This is a genomic window from Pseudovibrio sp. JE062 (assembly GCF_000156235.1).
In the GTDB taxonomy this organism is placed as follows: Bacteria; Pseudomonadota; Alphaproteobacteria; order Rhizobiales; family Stappiaceae; genus Pseudovibrio.
This window is the reverse complement of record NZ_DS996812.1, coordinates 302,296-321,181: the sequence shown is the minus strand read 5'-3', so window position 1 is coordinate 321,181 and position 18,886 is coordinate 302,296. Positions and strand designations below refer to the sequence as shown.

Genomic DNA, 18,886 nt, shown 5'->3' with positions numbered 1-18,886 from the left:
TGACGAACCGGAGGCGATGTCTCTTTATAGGAAAGCGCAGTAGATCAGTTGCACTTCAGATAGGCAGCGAGAATATCACGCGCTGCCAGCAAATCACTCTTATGGATCATCTCCGTAACAGTGTGCACATACCGCGTTCCAACCACGATACCGACAGCTTTTGCGCCAGCTGCAGCCTGCTGGGCCGCCGCTCCATCCTGACCACCAATCCTCAACATAGTGCGCTGATATGGGATCTCTTCTTCTTTAGCCAACTCCTCAATGTCCTTCACAAGCTGCAAATCAGCAATGAAGGAGCTGTCTTTCACATGAAGACCAAAGCCGGCACCCTGTACAGTCGTCCGATCCTGTTCGGATACACCAGGCGTATCACAGGCCAACGTAATATCTACACCAAGCCCGATATCAGGCTGGATCGCATAAGCAGCGGTCTTCGCACCACGTAGACCAACTTCTTCCTGACAGGTGAACGCAACATAGATTTCGCAGACATGCTTCGCATCACCGAGCGCACGCAAAGCCTCAATACCAAGCCAGCATGCCACACGGTTATCCAGCGCCTTGGAAACCACCTTCTCACCAATCTCAATCAGCGGCTCATCGAGGGTCACCATGTCACCTACTTTGACCACCTCTTTAGTCTTCTCTCCAAGACCAAGATCAATAACAAAGTCAGTCACTTCTGGTGTCTTTTTGCGTTCTTCAGGAGAGGCAATATGAATAGGCCGGCCAGCCGCATTCATCACCCCTTTCAGATCGCCTTCATCCGTTGAAACCAGCACGCGGCGCGAGAACAAGTTACGCGCATCAAAGCCGCCAACCGGATGCACATAAATGAAGCCTTTATCGGTGATATGAGAAACAAGGAAGCCGATCTCATCCATATGGCAGAGCAGCATGACCTTCTTCGGCTTCTCGCCTTTCTTCGCAGGCTTACGCGCATCACGTCGGCAGATCAGAGAGCCCATTGCATCCGTTTGAACATCATCAAACAGGCCCTCAATTTCTTTCAGGATAAGGTCGCGCACTCGATGCTCATGCCCAGGAACACCCGGGGTTTCGCAGAGGCGGCGCAGCAGATCAATATTCATGGTAACTTTCAACTCAACAATGGAACCAGCCCGCATCATGAGCCCAAGCGCCCAGATAAGCAATTCCACGGAGCCTCTGACCACCGGAAAAAGAAAAGGCGGCCCGAAGACCGCCTTTTGCTAATCTATTCCAGCTAAATAGCTTAACCCTGTTGAGGGAAGTGCAACAGTTTCGCCTGGTTCACCTGCTCAATCGCAGCAATCTCATTCACAGTCGCTTCAGCGATTTCACCATCAATCTCAACAAGACAGATCGCTTCCTCACCCTCAACCTTACGGCCAAGGTTAAACGTCGCGATATTGATCTTCGCATCACCAAGAATGGAACCCAGCTGACCAATAAAGCCAGGCTTATCCTGGTTGGTCACATAGAGCATGTTCTCGCCAAGCTCTGCTTCCATGTTGATGCCTTTAATCTGGATGATACGTGGCTTCTGATCACCGAAGACTGTACCAGCAACAGAACGCTCCTGACGCTCTGTAATCACGGTCAGGCGGATGTAGTTTTCATAGGCGCCATGCTGCTCACGGCGAACATCTTCGATCACGATGCCACGCTCTTTCGCAACTTCCGGCGCTGAAACCATGTTCACGGTCTGCAGTAGTGGGCGAAGAACACCAGTGAGCGCAGCAGCGGTCATCGCCTTCACGTTCATCTCAGCAACATCACCTTCGTACTCAATACGAACAGCCTTGATGCCTGTCTCAGTTGCCTGACCAGCAAAGGAGCCAAGTTGTTCAGCAAGCTTAACAAATGGCGCCAGGCGTGGAGCTTCTTCAGCAGTGATGGATGGCATGTTCAGTGCGTTGGAAACAGCACCGTTGACCAGATAGTCAGACATCTGTTCAGCCACCTGAAGCGCAACATTTTCCTGAGCTTCAGAAGTGGACGCACCAAGGTGAGGTGTACAAACCAGATTTGGCGCACCAAACAGAACGTTCTCTTTTGCTGGCTCTTCCGTGAACACATCCACCGCAGCACCTGCAACTTTACCACTATCCAGCGCAGCACGCAGAGCAACTTCATCAACCAGACCACCACGAGCACAGTTGATGAGGTAAACACCCTCTTTCATCATGTCGATCGCAGCTGCATCGATGATGTTGCGGGTACGGTCAGTCAGAGGCGTATGCAGTGTGATGAAGTCTGCACGCTTGAAGAGATCTTCCAGCTCAACTTTCTCAACACCGAGATCAATCGCACGCTCATGAGAGAGGAATGGATCGAACGCAATCACCTTCATTTTCAAACCGATAGCACGGTCTGCAACGATAGAACCGATGTTACCGCAGCCAACCAGACCAAGCGTCTTGGAGGTGACTTCGTTACCCATAAAGCGGGACTTTTCCCACTTGCCAGCCTGCGTGGAAACATCTGCAGCTGGGATCTGACGGGTCACAGCAAACATCATTGCAATAGCGTGTTCAGCAGTCGTAATCGCGTTGCCGAACGGAGTGTTCATGACAACGATACCCTTGGCAGTCGCTGCCGGAATATCAACGTTGTCGACACCGATACCAGCGCGACCGATCACCTTCAGATTGGTCGCTGCTTTGATGATCTTCTCGGTGGCTTTGGTTGCGGAACGGATCGCCAACCCATCGTATTGACCGATAATCTCAGTGAGCTTTTCTTTGTCTTTGCCAACGTCTGGCAGGAAGTCGACGTCACAACCACGATCTTTAAAAATCTGGACTGCTTTTTCAGAGAGTTTGTCGGAAATCAGAACCTTAGGAGCCATCGGGCTAACCTTTCAAGTCAACGAAGGTACCTTCCCATCTCTTTTTTCGGGAAACAGATACACTTCTTGCGTCAGGTTAACCGGTCACCATCAGCGACCGGAACTATCTCGTTCAGAAATAAGGATTTTAAGCGGAAACCAGCTTCGCTTTTTCAGCAGCGAAGGCGTAGTCCAACCATGGCAGCAGTGCTTCCACATTGGCAGTTTCAACCGTTGCACCACACCAGATCCGAAGACCGGAAGGCGCATCACGGTAAGCACCAATGTCAAATGCCACTTCTTCCTTGTCGAGCAGGTTCACAATCGCTTTCGCAAATGCAGCTTGCGCTTTGTCATCAAGCTTTGTGATTTCCGGATCAACAATCTTCAGGCAAACGGAAGTGTTTGAGCGGGTTGCCGGATCAACTGCGAGGAAATCAACCCAATCGGTTTTCTCAGCCCAGTTGGTGATCGCAGCGGTGTTCGCATCAGCGCGAGCAACCAGAGCCTTCAGACCACCCAGTTCTTTGGCCCAACCCAAAGCATCCAGATAATCTTCAACGCAAAGCATGCTCGGCGTGTTGATGGTGGCACCTTCAAAAATACCGTCGATCAGTTTCCCACCTTTGGTCAGGCGGAAGATCTTTGGCATCGGCCATGCAGGCGTATAGCTCTCAAGGCGCTCAACAGCACGCGGTGACAGGATCAGAATGCCGTGAGCTGCTTCACCGCCCAGCACCTTCTGCCAAGAGTAGGTCACAACATCCAGCTTGTCGAACTCAAGCTCCTGCGCAAATGCAGCGGAGGTCGCGTCGCAGATGGTCAGACCCTTGCGGTCTGCTGGAATGAAATCACCATTCGGCACACGCACACCAGAGGTGGTGCCGTTCCAGGTGAAGACCACGTCGTGGTCAAAGTTAATCTCTGTGAGATCTGGCAGTTCGCCATAGCCGGCTTCAATCTTGCGCGCATCTGCAAGCTTGAGCTGCTTCATAACATCGGAAACCCAACCGGAACCAAAGCTTTCCCAGGCAACCATGTCTACTGGGCGCGCACCAAGCAGCGACCAAAGTGCCATTTCAACGGCACCAGTATCAGAAGCAGGAACAATTCCGATTTTGTAATCAGCAGGCACTTCAAGGACTTCACGAGTCAGCTCGATAGCTTCTTTCAGCTTCGCCTTACCAATTTTTGCACGGTGAGATCTGCCAAGAGGCGCACCTGTCAATACAGCAGGTGTCCAGCCCGGACGCTTGGCACATGGACCCGAAGAAAAGTTCGGGTTTGCCGGCTTTGTGACCGGCATTGTCGTATTCGTCATTTTGACTACCCTTTCAGATAGGCGCCCCTCGTTGGGGAGGGGTGTCCCACCGACGGGTCTATGCGAAACGACTTATCTCGTCAACAAATGTTTTTTTGCAGAGCAACATTCAATCGACTAAACGCAGCGTACGATTAGATATATTTTCATCAGCACCCCAGTGGATAACCAATATTTCAAGAACGCTCATTTCCCAAATTTTGGACAAAAAAAAAGCCTGTCATGCGACAGGCTCCTGAGTACTACGGTCAACAATCAAGCTGGAGGCGCTCCAGCCTGCGACCTAGTACTTCGTAACAATCGGCTCGTCGTAACCACCATCAGATCCGCCACCAAACTCATAGCGCAGACCAACACGCACTTCATGTGCAGCCAGGTTGTCGTACTTGATGCCAGTTATGTGACCATTACTATCGAATGACTTGGTCTGAACTTCTCCGATGTGCAGATAACGGTAACCTGCATCGATTCTCCAGTTCTCATCAATGTCATAGGCAGTTCCGGCCATTAGTGCCCAGGAAAGGTTCCACTTGTTTCCATGTGGGTACTTACCAGCGCGACCATTCGGGTTGAAGTAGTTTACGTTTTTAACTCGAACATACGATGCCCCGATACCGGCCCCAACATAAGGCGTAAAGCCATTGAAGTAACCGAGATCAGCGTAGCCATTCCATAAAATGGTCCAAACATCGATTTTCGCTCGCTCTAAGGAGTCAGTAGTTACACCAACACAGTCACTAAGACATGGAACATTTGCTTCAAAATCTGAATCCCATTCATAGTCCAGAGTTACATCAGTACGAATGTAATCATTAAAGCGATAACCAACACCAACACCAACAACGCCAGTTGGATCTAACTTTTCGTTACTAAACTCGATATCCGCAAAGTTTACCTTGGGGTCTTTATAGACCTTGTAGCCGATATCGCCACGCAGATACCAACCACCACCGATTTGAATTTGTGGGAGCTCCGGCTCTTCCACGAAAACAGGGGCTGGAAGATCGGCTGCATAAGCAACACTAGATGTAACCAGCGCAGCTGCGGTCAAAGACAGCAAATTACTAAAATACTTCATGCTTATGTCCTCTCAAACGGCACCCGTCACGCAAGACGATAGCCCTTGAATAAAACCTAAGCACTTTCTACAGAGAAAGAATTACCTATAAATTAACCAGTATTTTTAACCCTAATATTTATCGTTAACAAACAACTAACATTACATCACCAAGCAAACTTCAATTCGTTAACTTCCATTTACTTATGCGAAGCGCAAGTATGAAAACGAAAAAGGCGAGCACCTCGCAGCACTCGCCTTCTAAATCCGATAAACTAAATTATTTCAGTTAGCTAGCGGCTGCCTTCTTAACGGCATCGACAATGCTATCAACCACTTCATTCAGCAGCTTGGCGTCATCCGCTTCGCCCATCACACGGATCAGTGGCTCAGTTCCGGAAGCACGGATAACGAGGCGTCCCTGTTTACCAAGCTTCTCCTCACCCGCCTTGATAACCGCTTTCACAGCCTTGTCTTCAAGCGGCTTGCCACTTCCATAGCGTACATTCTTAAGGATCTGAGGCACAGGAACGAATCGGTTACAGACCTCTGAAACCGGCTTGTTCATCTTCTTCACGCAGGCAAGAATCTGAAGCGCTGCAACGAGGCCATCACCTGTGGTACCGAAGTCAGACATGACGATATGACCGGACTGCTCGCCACCGACGTTGAAGCCGCCTTCACGCATCCGTTCAACAACGTAACGGTCGCCAACCTTGGTACGTTCCAGAGAAAGGCCAATACCTTTCAGGTAACGCTCCAGACCAAGGTTGGACATCACGGTCGCCACTATGCCTGGTGCAGAAAGACGACCAGCAGCTTTCCAGGATTCGGCGATGACAGCCATCAGCTGATCACCGTCGACAACCTTACTGTTCTCATCCACGATGATCACGCGGTCTGCATCACCATCCAGCGCAATACCGATATCTGCACGAACTTCATGCACCTTCTTGGCAAGCGCTTCTGGAGCAGTTGAACCGCAGTCTTTGTTGATATTGAAGCCATCCGGATCAACACCCAGAGGGAACACTTCAGCACCCAACTCCCAGAGAATCTCTGGCGCAACCTTGTAAGCGGCACCGTTCGCACAATCGATCACGATACGCATGCCGTTCAGGTTGAGGTCACGCGGCAACGTGCGCTTTGCGAACTCGATGTAACGGTCTTTCATGCTGTCGATACGAGTTGCGCGACCGAGTGTTTCTGGCGCTGGCAGGTTCCGGCTCATATCACTGTCAATCAGCCGCTCGATCTGCAGTTCCACCTCGTCAGAAAGCTTGAAACCATCTGGACCAAAGAACTTGATGCCATTGTCTTCAAACGGATTGTGGCTGGCAGAGATCATTACGCCGATATCTGCACGCAAAGAGCGCGTCAGCATTGCCACCGCTGGTGTTGGCATCGGGCCAAGCACGAACACATCCATGCCCATCGCAGTAAAGCCTGCAACAAGAGCATTCTCAAACATATAGCCGGAAAGACGCGTATCCTTGCCGATAACCACGCGATGGCGATACTTGCCACGGCGGAACACTTCGCCCGCAGCCATACCAACCTTCAGCGCAACTTCAGCAGTCATTGGCCACTTGTTCGCTGTACCGCGCATTCCATCAGTGCCAAAGTATTTTCGCGACATTTAATGTTTCCCTGAACTCACAACGCGGAGCACACCGCTTTCGATAAAATTAGTTGAAACGGTGATACACGCTTGCCCTTGTGCGGTCCTGTCAAATGATATGTCCAATTGTTACGGCACACCTGCAAAATGACGCAGCTGCAGCGCTAAGCAATCACCAAAACTAAGACCAAACACCTGAGCTTGAATAACAAATGCCCGACTTAATAGCCGGGCATTTCAACTTTATTAAACGCCTTTAGCAAGGCGGAGTATTAGCTCTGAGGCTGTGGGTTAAGTCCGTCTGGAGACTCACCACCACCATGCTTCTTCGCACCCGCGGTTGGAACACCGGTTGAGCGAGGAGTGGATGGTGTGTCATCACCGGTATCACGCACAGGCTGCTCACCATCGAGCATCTTGCGGATTTCATCACCGGACAAAGTTTCATACTCCAGCAAGCCCTGAGCAATCAGGTGAAGCTGATCTTCGTGCTCACGCAGCAGCTTGTTTGCGGTCTCGTAGCCCTGATTAACAAAGCTCTTCACTTCCGCATCAACCAGCATCTGTGTCTCATCAGAAACATTCTGGTTCTTTGCAACGGAGTGACCTAGGAAGACCTCTTCCTGGTTCTCACCGTAAAGCAGCGGGCCAAGCTTATCGGACATACCGAACTGAGTTGCCATTGCTTTCGCAAGCTTGGTCGCCATCTGGATATCGCCAGAAGCACCAGAAGTCACCTTCTCATAACCAAAGATCATCTCTTCAGCCACGCGGCCACCCATAGCAACAGCCAGGTCAGCTTTACACTTCGCACGGGTCAGAGAAACCTGATCTTTCTCAGGCAGACGCATCACCATACCCAGCGCACGGCCACGAGGAATGATCGTCGCTTTGTGGACTGGATCAGAAGCAGGCATGTGCATTGCGACCAGCGCGTGACCGGCTTCGTGGTATGCAGTCAGCTTCTTCTCTTCTTCGGTCATGACCAGCGTACGGCGCTCCGCACCCATCATCACCTTGTCTTTTGCATCTTCAAACTCAGCCATGGTGACCAGACGTTTGGAGCGGCGCGCTGCAAGAAGCGCAGCTTCGTTCACAAGGTTCATCAGGTCAGCACCGGAGAAGCCCGGGGTACCACGAGCGAGCGTATGCACGTCAACGTCCGGAGCCAGAGGCACTTTTCGCATGTGCACTTTGAGGATCTTTTCGCGGCCAATCACATCTGGGTTTGGCACAACGATCTGACGGTCGAAACGGCCCGGACGCAGAAGCGCAGGGTCAAGAACGTCAGGACGGTTGGTTGCCGCGATGATAATCACACCTTCATTAGCTTCAAAGCCATCCATCTCAACGAGGAGCTGGTTGAGGGTCTGTTCGCGTTCATCGTTACCACCGCCAAGGCCTGCACCACGGTGACGGCCAACCGCGTCGATCTCATCGATGAAGATGATGCAAGGTGAGTTCTTCTTCGCTTGCTCGAACATGTCACGAACACGGGAAGCACCAACACCAACAAACATTTCAACGAAGTCAGAACCGGAAATGGTGAAGAACGGCACGTTCGCTTCACCAGCCACCGCACGAGCAGTCAGGGTCTTACCAGTACCTGGAGGGCCAACGAGAAGCACACCACGAGGAATACGACCACCAAGACGCTGGAATTTCTGCGGGTCACGCAGGAACTCAACAATCTCCTGAAGGTCTTCTTTCGCTTCGTCAATACCTGCAACATCTTCAAAGGTCACACGGCCAGAAGCTTCGTTCAGCAGCTTGGCTTTGGACTTACCAAAGCCCATCGCTTTACCGCCGGAACCCTGCATCTGGCGCATCACGAAGATCCAGATACCGAGGATCAGCAGCATTGGCAGCCAGGAAATGAGAGCACCCAGCAAAGAGAAATTCTCGGAAGGAGGCTTCGCGTTGATCAGAACGCCTTTGTTCTGCAACACTTCAACATATTTGGCATCGCTAGGCGCATAGGTCTGGAATGTACCGCCATTGCTGTATTTGCCGGTGATCTGTTGCTCTTGAATCGTAACCTCACGGATATCACCCTGCTCAGCCTGATTAATGAACTGAGAGTAGGCAATTTCATTTGTGTTGCTTCGTGAGGTCGGATTCTGAAAGAGCTGGAACAGCGCTATCAGCAACAGACCGATAATCACCCAGAGGGCAAAATTCCGGAAATTGGTGTTCATTTCGATCCCTTTACCGCAAGGTGGCGGCGATCCTCGCACGTGTCTCTGTCAAGATCATAGCGAGCCCTAACAGGCTTTCTATGTTTTCCTGAGAATGACACAGATTCTTTCTCAGTTTTCTTAAGGCCAACGGAATTTTACCGGTTACCCCTGATAATTCAGGATTGAAGATCCGTTAATTCCGACTTTACCAGCCTCGGCGTCCTAGTTGCATTCCTCTAAAGCATAAATGCATAGATTTAACAGAACGCCAGCAAAACCAAGATTTATTCAAAATGTTCTGCTCACTGGGACCATCGAAATCCCGTAGGTCCTTGATCTCACCTCTGCATCAGCAGAAGTTTGACCAATCTTCTTCCAAGGCATGTAGGATACCCCGTCAGCAAAAACAATAAGCGGAGCTGTCAGAAATGCTGTTTTCAGCCAGTTTGCGGGAATTTCCAGCTCAAAGTCTCCACAAAGCTCTTTTTGAACATAAGTGATTCTGAAGCCTTCTGAGGAATGCGCTGCCTTATAGCGCCATCGCTCATCCCAAATTCCTTCATCTCCCGGTTTCACCTCAACCTCGGGCAAGCCCGCCCTGCCCGCTTCTCTGAAGCAAAACCAAATGCCATCTTCATGAGGCTTAGCCAGTGCAAACCGAACACCTCCCAGCGTCGCTGCTCTGGCACCTTCTTCTGATTTCAGCGTCTCATAAAGCCCTTCAAGCTTAGCAAGCCGGGGCATGTATGGCGCTCCTGAGATATAGCGGACGAGCCGCCCAACCAATCTCAGGCCAATCTCATCGGGAATGTATTCCAGACAGGAACTGTCAAACCGCACCGGACCCGCACTGTGGAACGTGCAGGACTTTTCAGCCACCTCATCAACCCAGACATCAATCGCATCGGCAGCACGCGCCATACGTCGTGCCGTATCAAACAGCTTTGTCGCAGTCAGCCCAAGTTCATCCAGCTCACTTTGAGCCTGCCGGAACTTTATCCGGGTGAACTGCTCATCTTCATTGGATGGATCTTCAAACCACGGCACATGCGCTGAGTGTAAAACAGCTTTCAGGCGAGCCTTACTGATGTTGAGCAAAGGACGACAGATGTGAAAGCCATCCATCTCACGATCTCTGCGAATGCACGCAAGACCGTAAACACCGCTGCCCCGGGCAAGACGCGTCAGGAACGTTTCTGCTTGATCTTCAAGATGGTGCGCCAGAAACAGGGCGTCACAGCCATGATCCTCAGATGCCTGTCGCAATAACCTGTGCCGCGCATCCCGAGCTGCTGACTGAATGTTGGAGGATGGCTTATCTCCCTCCCACAGCAGCGTTTCATGCGGCACCTCAATGCGGGTGCAGTACTGCGCAACACCAACGGCTTCACTTGCCGCTTCCGCGCGCAAACCATGGTTGACTGTGAAGGCATAAAGCTTAGGGGCTGCAAAACCCAGCTCCTGTGTCCACTGCTTCAAAAGATAAAGCAGGGCCATAGAATCAGCACCGCCGGACACACCAATGGCGATCCGGCGGAAAGACTTATACTCTCCGAAAAGCTCATCCAGCTCTTCGGTAGAAAAGAGAGCAACTTGATTAAAGGCAGTTGTCACGTTTTTGTTGAACCTTGGCCTGCTCCAAAACAGCTGGTGCTGCAAACTGGAAGTTGGCGAGAAGCTGCTCGTAGGTCTCACAAGCAGCGGGCGCGTTACCCATACCTGTAAGCGCAGTACCTAACTTCAGCAAGCTCTCAGGAGCAAGTTCGCTCTCAGGAAAATCAGTATAGCTTTTTAGGAAGGCTTGTGCCGCATTCTCATACTGGCGCTGTGCCAGCAGGCTTTCACCCAACCAGTGCTGTGCATTCGCGGTCAGCTCATGGTCTGGGTACATACCAAGAAACGTATCAAAGCCTTCTGTCGCAGCCGGATAGTTACCACCAACCATCAGGCCGTAAATTGCGTTGTAATCAGACTGAGGCTCACCAGTCAGCAGCTCATTCACACTACCAGAAAACTGCAGAGAACCAGAGCTTGGTGCAGTCGTAGACCCAGTCGGTGCTGCGTTGTTACCACGCGCAATCTGAGAAAGATCCAGCGGGCCACTGTTTGTACCCTGCGCAGGAGTGTTTAGCGTAGAAAGTTGCTGAGTGCGGTTTGCCGGCGCAGTCGTGCTTGGTGCCTGTACAACAGGAGGCTGAACAACCCGTGGTGTCTGGCCCGGATTTTCCAGCTGCTGAAGACGATACTCAACATCCTCTTGAGAACGACGGAGCGCATCTTCAGTCAGACGAAGCTTGTGATTGAGCTCTTCAACTTTACCCGTCAGCAGACGAACCTGCTCCTCAAGTTGACCAAGGCGGGCAGTGTTCTGAGCGGTCTCATCATTTTTAGACGAACCGAAAAGCTGCGCATTCGCAGGTAAACTAACAGAGGTTGCAAGCGCAAGAACAACAAAGCTTGTTGCAATACGTTGGTAAAGAGCCATCAATTATCTCCTGAGACACCCTTCAGGGGTCGGGTCGGAATTTCTCATCTCTTGGCAAGAGGAAAAGACGAAAATAGGGCATACACTCAGTGTTTCACCCCTATTTGCGGCTTCTCCCCGGCCAATTTCCGTTCTCCTACAAGTTTGCAGGAGTTTCAACAAAAAAGGCTCCCCCAAATCAGGGAAGCCCTTTTTAGATTTCAGCAGGTCAAACTCAATCACTGACCATTCAGAACAGTCACAGCACGACGGTTCTGGCTCCAGCAAGAAGCCGCGTTACAAACCGCAACCGGACGCTCTTTACCGTAAGAGATTGTCTTGATGCGGGATGGGCTAATGCCTTTAGCAACAAGGTATTCTCTAACCGCAGCCGCACGACGCGCGCCCAGTGCAATGTTGTACTGACGGGTGCCGCGCTCATCAGCGTGACCTTCAATGGTAATAGAGTAGTTCTTGTAGTGCTGCAGCCACTGAGCCTGCTTGTCCAGAACTCCGCGAGCTGCACCATCAAGGGAGCTCTGGTTGTTGAGGAAGAATACACGATCCCCAACATTCACAACAAAGTCCTGACCAGAGCCAGCTGCAACAGAACTATTGCCACTGGTCAATTCAGGGCGTGTCTGCGAACAAGCTGCTGCGACGAGACACACAGCCACCACAGCGGCGAAACGCGCTCCGCGCGCGAACAGCGTCTTTGACATTTATAGAATCTCCTGTCCCTCAAACCCCGAGGGTTAAAAAAGCCCTAGACCAACTTGGTTAAGGGTAACTTGAATTTATTGGTTAATGAAGTGCTAATGACCCCAAATTCCCGCAAGAAATTGGGGTCTCAGCTTCACGATTAGTCGAGCAGCGGAGACCACGCCGGATCTGATGCAAAGTTTGGTGTCTGAACCAGCTGTTCATTGTAACCAGTCAGATCAACAGTCCAGACCTGAGGACCGCCCTGCTCGCCCACAGTATCTCGGAAGAATGTCAGCACGCGCCCGTTTGGAGACCATGCCGGACCTTCGTTGTGATAGCCCTCGGTCAGAATACGCTCACCCTTACCATCTGGACGAATAACACCGATCATAAAGCGACCCTGATGCACCTTGGTGAAGGCAATCAGATCACCGCGTGGAGACCACACAGGCGTAGAGTACTGGCCCGGACCAAAGGAAATACGTTCAGCACCGCTACCGTTGGAGTTCATCACATACAGCTGCTGCGAGCCGCCACGGTCACTTTCAAACACCACCTGGCGTCCGTCTGGAGAGAAGGACGGGCTGGTATCAATCGCAGCTGTATTGGTCAAACGAGTTGTCCGACGAGTGCGTAAGTCCATCAGATAAAGGTTCGCATTGCTACCCTGCTGCAAGCTCATGATGACCTTCTGGCCATCAGGTGAGAAGCGCGGCGCAAAGGTCATACCCGGGAAGTTCCCAAGAACCTCACGTTGACCAGTCTCGATGTTGAACAGATAGACCTGCGGATTGCCGCCCACATAAGACATGTAGGTGACTTCCTGAGAAACAGGAGAGAACCGTGGGGTTAGAACCAGATCATCACCGCGTGTCAGATAGCGCACATTCGCGCCATCCTGATCCATAATCGCCAGACGCTTCCGGCGCGCATCCTTCGGACCGCTCTCGTCAATGAAGACGACGCGGGTATCGAAGTAGCCTTTCTCACCGGTCAAACGCTGGTAGATCGCATCGGAGATGATGTGCGCCAGACGGCGCCAGTTTTCTGGTGTGGTGAAGAACTGCTGGCCAATCAACTGCTGACCTGCAAACACATCCCACAAACGAAACTCAGCACGGATCTGACCGTTTGCCTGCTGCGCGATAGAACCAGTCACCAAGGCCTGAGACCCGATGGTCCGCCAGTCACCAAAGCGCGGCATGGTTCCTACATTCATTTCCTGCTGAATATGGGCAGCCGGATCAATCGGGCGGAACAAGCCCGAGCGCTGCAAATCAGCGGCAACAACTTGAGAAATCTGCCCTGCCACGTCTTCCTGCAAGCCGGAACCTGCAAAGGGAGAGATTGCAATCGGCATAGGTTCAACGTTGCCCTGAGTAATATCCAGTTCAATCAAGGCGTAGGCAGGTTGAGAGATGGTAACAACAGCAACAGCAGCAGCCACAAAGCAGCATGCACGACGCCACAGCTGCTTAATCCCTGTTGTACGCATTGGGTTAAGCCCCATCACAAAGGACATAGACCTAAGCTCCTTTCAATCTCAATACCTAGTATCCAAGCATATCGCGAGGATCAAAATTCAAGATGACGGTTTTCCATGCATCATATTTAGCTGCTGGCAGAGAATACGGACCGCAGCGATAGACCGCGCGTTCTGCACTGCTTGCTGCAGCTCTGAATGTTGGGTTATTGCTGGAATTCAGAACCTGCATCTGCCCTTCAACCTCACCGGTACGGCTCAGGTTGAATTGCAGGCGAACGTTCAGATCTTCAGCACCAGCTGCACCCACAGGAGGGTTCCAGCACTGGGCAACCTGTCCACGAAGCGCATCCAGCTCAGACTGGCTCATCTTCACATTGGTCTGGCCCAGTTCGGATCCAAGAGAAGCCGGTTTTGCGGACTTTGCAGTCCCGCTCGACTTCACATTCGTCTTGTTCAGCAAAGCCGCCATCTTTGAGTTGAAGTCTTCCTTCTTCTTCGGCTTTTCCTTCTTCGGCGCTTTCGGGCGCGCAGGAGGCTTAGGCTTGGAACGTGGACGGACTTTTACAAGCTGCTTCGGCTTTTCTGTTTTTTCTACTTCAGGACCAAGTTCTGCAGTCTCCGCAGGCGCCTTCTCTTTTGGCACTTCCTTTGGAGCAGGCTCTGGTTCAGCAGGTTCCGGTGGCGGCGGCGGTGTTTCAGCCTGCTGCACTTCCCTCTTCGCTTCCTGAACCTTCTTCACCTCTTTCTTAGCCTCACCGGTCTTCTTCTCCGGCTCAGGCTTTTCAGCAGGCTTCTTGGTCGGCTGCAGCGCAGCCTCTTTGATTTCCTTCGCTTCCTTTGTACCCAGCTGCAGCTTGGTCAGCTCGCTCACAGGCACAAGATCCACGGGCAGTGAATCCACCGGGGCAGTCGAAAGCTCTTTGCCGAAGTTAAGCGAAACCGCTCCGGCAACAAGCACGACCACGTGAACAACTAGCGATGCGATAAGGCCTGCACGCATTCCCGGTTAACCCTGCTCCTCTAGAGTAACGAGCCCGATGCGCTTGTAGCCAGCAGCATTGATACGGCCCATAACCTTCATGATGACACCGTAATCGGCATCCTGATCTCCGCGCACATAGATGCGCTCGTTGTAACCATTCTCGGCAATCGCACCGAGTTTCGCGATCAGCTCGTCAACCGGGATCTCTGTGTCCTGAATAAACACGGATCCGTCAGACTTAACGGAGATCGCTATCGGCTCAGTATCACCTTCCATCGCCTTCGCCCGGGTTTCGGGCAGATCGATCGGCACGCCAACGGTCAACAGCGGAGCTGCCACCATAAAGATGATCAGCAACACCAGCATCACGTCCACCATCGGCGTTACGTTGATCTCGCTCATTGGTGCATGGGAATGCCTGCGGCGACCACGTCTGCCGCCAGCGCGTCCACCTCCACCACCAGCTGCTCCAGTGCTCATACCCATGGATTATGCTCGCTCATCAATACGGCGGGACAGAATGGCTGAAAACTCGTCTGCAAAACCTTCCATACGCGCAGCCAGCTTACCGCTGTCACTCTGCAGCTTGTTGTAGGCAATAACCGCCGGAATAGCTGCGATCAGGCCAAGACCGGTCGCAAACAGCGCTTCTGCAATACCCGGAGCCACAACAGCAAGGTTGGTGTTCTTGGAAGCCGCGATGGAGGTAAACGCATTCATGATGCCCCAGACCGTACCAAACAGGCCCACAAACGGAGCCGCACTGCCGATGGTCGCAAGGAACAACAAGCGCTTTTCAAGACGCTCAACTTCGCGGGAAATCGTCAGGTCCATCACGCGGTCAATACGCTGCTGCAGACTGGCAATGGCAGGCTTATCCCCTTCGTGGGAGCGCTTCCATTCACGCATAGCAGCCACAAACAACGCAGACATCCCGTTATTCGCGCGGGAGGACAGAGACTTATAAAGTTCTTCGAGAGACTGGCCGGACCAGAACACGTTCTCAAAACGGTTCATCTGGCGGCGGGAACGACCATACAGAACAACCTTGTCAAAGATAATCGCCCAGCTCCAGACAGAAGCAGCGATCAGACCGATCATTACAATCTTGACGACGATGTCCGCTTCCATGAAGAGCGAAATGTAGGACAAGCCGGAACCCGGAGCTGCACCCAGCTCAACAGATTGCACGTCCTGGGCCATTGCCGCCAATGGCATAGTGCTTGCCAGCGCTGCGCTCATGGCCACAACGAGTTTCATCACCTTAGAGTTCATGTAGTAAGGACCTCTTGCCCTGATAACCCAACGACCGGCCCACGGTAGAACCCCTGCCATGAACACAACCAGTCTATTAAACATTTAGCAGCCTTCCTGCCTGTCGAATTTGGCGAAACTTCGACTACAGCCAGCATTGAAGGCATTATTGAAAAGACCTGTTTAAGGTTACTGAAGGATTAAAAGGTTTCCAGTCCCGTTTACTTTGAATGAATATTGGTGATTTTTTACGATGATTGTCGCGCTTATTCGCCGTTCATCTGGGCAACCAGATCCTTGGGCAATCTACGTGGTTTGCCATCCGCAGAGATAGCCACAGCAGTCACGCTGGCTTTGATCAAAACTTCGTCACCACGCATAACCCGTTGGCTGATAAACATACGGACACCCCTCACCTCACTGATATCCGTATGAACTTCAAGCACATCATCGATTCGTGCAGGCTTGAGAAAATCAATATCCATGTGGCGCACAGCAAAGGCCAGACGCTCCCCATGCATGCCTGAATCCAGTTCATGATGATGCACACCGCGCATGCGCAGCAGCTCAGTGCGGCCACGCTCCATGAACTTCAGATAGGCCGCATGATAGACGACCCCTGAAAAGTCAGTGTCCTCGTAATACACACGCACGGGCAAAATATGCTCATTGCCCTCAATACGGCCTGTCAGATCGGGCCAATTTGCCTCAGTTTTTTTATCATTCATGTCGGCAGATCAGTCTTCATCATGTTGAAAAAGGGCCATCTGAGGCGCATTTGGGTTATCCGGCACTGCCAAACCAAGGTGCTTGAACGCGATCGGCGTCAAAATTCGACCTCGCGGCGTACGCTGAAGATAGCCATTCTGGATCAGATACGGCTCCACAATCTCCTCAATCGCATCCCGCGGCTCAGAAAGCGCAGCTGCAATCGTCTCAATCCCAACAGGGCCACCACCAAAGTTCATGGCAATCTGCTTCAGATAGCGACGGTCCAGACTGTCAAAGCCAGCACTGTCCACTTCCAGCTGACGTAACGCACGATCCGCAAGACCCGCATCAATATCCGCATCACCAGCCACAATCGCAAAATCGCGCACGCGGCGCAGCAAGCGGCCAGCAATACGTGGTGTTCCACGAGACCGCTTGGCGATCTCGGTCGCACCATCATCGCTCATGCCAATACCGAGCAGGCGCGCACCGCGTTTCACAATAAGTTCCAGCTCTTGCGGCGTATAGAACTCCAACCGAACCGGAATACCAAAACGATCACGTAGCGGCGTCGTCAGCAATCCGATACGAGTTGTTGCAGCAACAAGCGTAAACTTCGCCAGATCAATCTTCACAGAGCGAGCTGCAGGCCCCTCACCGATGATCAGATCGAGCTGATAGTCTTCCATCGCCGGATACAGCACCTCTTCAACCGCTGGGTTGAGACGGTGGATCTCATCAATGAACAGAACATCCCGGTCTTCCAGATTGGTCAGCAGAGCCGCAAGATCGCCAGCCTTCGCAATCACAGGACCAGAAGTCGCACGGAAGTTCACCCCAAGCTCACGCGCCATAATCTGCGCTAGTGTGGTCTTACCAAGACCAGGAGGCCCAACAAACAGCACGTGATCCAGCGCTTCATTGCGGGCCTTGGCCGCGCCAATGAACACTTTCAAGTTCTCACGCGCCTGCGCCTGACCCGTAAAGTCATCCAGCGTCTGCGGACGCATACCACTGTCGATTTCATCGCCCCGAATTTCCGGAGTAACAAGGCGATCCTCACCCTCAATCATTACGCAAGTTCCTTAAGGCCAAGGCGAATAAGTTTTTCAGCACTCGCATCCTCACCTGCTGTTTTCACAGCAGCTGCCACAGCAGCAGACGCCTGAGCAGGCTGGTAACCAAGGTTGGAGAGCGCAGACACCGCATCCGCCACCGGACGAGAAGCCACATTCTCTGCAACACTTTGGGAAACCGCGATCGTGTCATCCTCAACAGAAGCAAAGGCCGGTGCCTTATCCTTCAGCTCGGTCACAATACGCTCAGCCACACGCTTGCCAACACCCGGTGCGCGCGTAATCGCAGTCTTATCGCCCAGCGCAATCGCGTTCGCCACTTCAGAGGCTTTCATGATGCCCAGAATGCCCAGCGCAACCTTTGCACCAACACCCTGAACGGTCATAAGAATGCGGAACCATTCACGCTCGCTGTCCTCGGCAAAGCCAAACAGCTTGATCATGTCTTCGCGCACCATGGTCTCAATGGCCAGCACAGCAGCTTCTCCCACACGCGGCAACTGCTGCAGCACGCGAGAAGGGCAATGCACTTGATAGCAAACGCCCTGCACATCCAGCAGCACGAAATCATCGCCGTAGCTGTCGACGACACCCTTGAGTTTCCCGATCATTTCAAAAGCGCCTCCGCTGCGGCCAGACGGCCCGTTACACTACCCCTGTGATGACTATGGCAGATCGCAATCGCCAGTGCATCTGCCGCGTCGTCCGAATTAAACGTCGCCTTCGGCATCAGCACCTTCACCATCATACGGATTTGTTCTTTTTCTGCATGCCCTGTTCCAACCACGGTCTTTTTCACCAGGTTAGGAGCGTATTCTGAAACCACGAGATTGTGCAGAGATGGCACGAGCAGAGCGATGCCCCTCGCCTGTCCCAGTTTTAGGGTCGCCCCTGCATCTTTGTTCACGAACGTATTCTCAACAGCAGCTTCTGCCGGACCATAACGTTCAATCACTTCCTGCAAGCCAGTGTACAGCTGCTTGAGTCGTTCAGCGAGAGAGTACTTGTTGTTGGATTGTATCGTGCCGCTGGCAATAAAGCTGACGCGATTACCTTTGGCATCAATAATGCCCCAACCGGTGTTCCTGAGACCAGGGTCAACACCCATGATTCGAATTGAATGATCCATAGAACAAACCGGTAACGAAAAATCTCCGAAGACGCTAGCCGCTAACGAAAACCAGAGGCTTAATCCGCAAAATTTCAGGAGTAATCCA

17 protein-coding genes are annotated in these 18,886 nt (G+C 52.1%); all 17 read right to left on the bottom strand.

The features are described 5' to 3' along the window. Positions 1-44: 44 nt before the first annotated feature. The 17 genes from PJE062_RS20295 to ruvC all read right to left on the bottom strand — a co-directional run bounded on the left by PJE062_RS20295 (position 45) and on the right by ruvC (position 18,798). The gene (locus PJE062_RS20295) at positions 45-1,091 is read right to left on the bottom strand and encodes a M42 family metallopeptidase (RefSeq protein WP_037037823.1); all 1,047 of its coding nucleotides are present in this window, start codon (positions 1,089-1,091) and stop codon (positions 45-47) included. A gap of 143 nt (positions 1,092-1,234) precedes the next feature. Continuing rightward, the gene (serA, locus tag PJE062_RS20290) at positions 1,235-2,833 is read right to left on the bottom strand and encodes a phosphoglycerate dehydrogenase (protein WP_008551386.1); all 1,599 of its coding nucleotides are present in this window, start codon (positions 2,831-2,833) and stop codon (positions 1,235-1,237) included. A 127-nt stretch (positions 2,834-2,960) separates the two neighbouring features. Further along, positions 2,961-4,133, bottom strand: a complete 1,173-nt coding sequence (locus PJE062_RS20285; protein ID WP_008551271.1) for a phosphoserine transaminase — start codon at positions 4,131-4,133, stop codon at positions 2,961-2,963. A gap of 283 nt (positions 4,134-4,416) precedes the next feature. After that, positions 4,417-5,193 (bottom strand): outer membrane protein, encoded by a 777-nt coding sequence (locus PJE062_RS20280; RefSeq protein WP_157039266.1) that lies wholly within the window; start codon positions 5,191-5,193, stop codon positions 4,417-4,419. A 286-nt stretch (positions 5,194-5,479) separates the two neighbouring features. After that, positions 5,480-6,829, bottom strand: a complete 1,350-nt coding sequence (gene glmM, locus PJE062_RS20275) for a phosphoglucosamine mutase (RefSeq protein ID WP_008551501.1) — start codon at positions 6,827-6,829, stop codon at positions 5,480-5,482. A 254-nt stretch (positions 6,830-7,083) separates the two neighbouring features. Then, positions 7,084-9,009, bottom strand: coding sequence for an ATP-dependent zinc metalloprotease FtsH (ftsH, locus tag PJE062_RS20270; protein WP_008551351.1), 1,926 nt, complete (start codon positions 9,007-9,009; stop codon positions 7,084-7,086). Positions 9,010-9,279: 270 nt separating this feature from the next. Then, positions 9,280-10,605 (bottom strand): tRNA lysidine(34) synthetase TilS, encoded by a 1,326-nt coding sequence (gene tilS, locus PJE062_RS20265; RefSeq protein ID WP_008551689.1) that lies wholly within the window; start codon positions 10,603-10,605, stop codon positions 9,280-9,282. Beyond that, positions 10,589-11,476 carry a tol-pal system protein YbgF gene (gene ybgF / locus PJE062_RS20260; RefSeq protein WP_008551550.1) on the bottom strand — a complete coding sequence of 296 codons (888 nt, stop codon included), beginning with the start codon at positions 11,474-11,476 and terminating at the stop codon, positions 10,589-10,591. Before ybgF ends, tilS begins: the two co-directional genes overlap by 17 nt. Before the next feature lie 218 nt (positions 11,477-11,694). Continuing rightward, positions 11,695-12,177, bottom strand: a complete 483-nt coding sequence (gene pal, locus PJE062_RS20255; protein ID WP_008551510.1) for a peptidoglycan-associated lipoprotein Pal — start codon at positions 12,175-12,177, stop codon at positions 11,695-11,697. Positions 12,178-12,317: 140 nt separating this feature from the next. Further along, the gene (gene tolB, locus PJE062_RS20250; RefSeq protein WP_371256379.1) at positions 12,318-13,655 is read right to left on the bottom strand and encodes a Tol-Pal system beta propeller repeat protein TolB; all 1,338 of its coding nucleotides are present in this window, start codon (positions 13,653-13,655) and stop codon (positions 12,318-12,320) included. Positions 13,656-13,710: 55 nt separating this feature from the next. Beyond that, positions 13,711-14,646, bottom strand: a complete 936-nt coding sequence (locus tag PJE062_RS20245) for a hypothetical protein (protein ID WP_008551269.1) — start codon at positions 14,644-14,646, stop codon at positions 13,711-13,713. Positions 14,647-14,652: 6 nt separating this feature from the next. Further along, the gene (tolR, locus tag PJE062_RS20240) at positions 14,653-15,114 is read right to left on the bottom strand and encodes a protein TolR (RefSeq protein ID WP_008551287.1); all 462 of its coding nucleotides are present in this window, start codon (positions 15,112-15,114) and stop codon (positions 14,653-14,655) included. Between the two features lie 3 nt (positions 15,115-15,117). Then, the gene (tolQ, locus tag PJE062_RS20235; RefSeq protein WP_164845287.1) at positions 15,118-15,846 is read right to left on the bottom strand and encodes a protein TolQ; all 729 of its coding nucleotides are present in this window, start codon (positions 15,844-15,846) and stop codon (positions 15,118-15,120) included. A gap of 302 nt (positions 15,847-16,148) precedes the next feature. Next, positions 16,149-16,610, bottom strand: a complete 462-nt coding sequence (ybgC, locus tag PJE062_RS20230; protein WP_008551637.1) for a tol-pal system-associated acyl-CoA thioesterase — start codon at positions 16,608-16,610, stop codon at positions 16,149-16,151. A gap of 9 nt (positions 16,611-16,619) precedes the next feature. Further along, positions 16,620-17,666 (bottom strand): Holliday junction branch migration DNA helicase RuvB, encoded by a 1,047-nt coding sequence (gene ruvB, locus PJE062_RS20225; protein ID WP_008551483.1) that lies wholly within the window; start codon positions 17,664-17,666, stop codon positions 16,620-16,622. Continuing rightward, complete coding sequence (gene ruvA, locus PJE062_RS20220; protein WP_008551589.1) at positions 17,666-18,280, bottom strand: Holliday junction branch migration protein RuvA; 615 nt, start codon at positions 18,278-18,280, stop codon at positions 17,666-17,668. Before ruvA ends, ruvB begins: the two co-directional genes overlap by 1 nt. Beyond that, on the bottom strand, positions 18,277-18,798 hold the full coding sequence (ruvC, locus tag PJE062_RS20215) for a crossover junction endodeoxyribonuclease RuvC (protein WP_037037770.1): 522 nt from the start codon (positions 18,796-18,798) through the stop codon (positions 18,277-18,279). Before ruvC ends, ruvA begins: the two co-directional genes overlap by 4 nt. Positions 18,799-18,886: the final 88 nt, after the last annotated feature.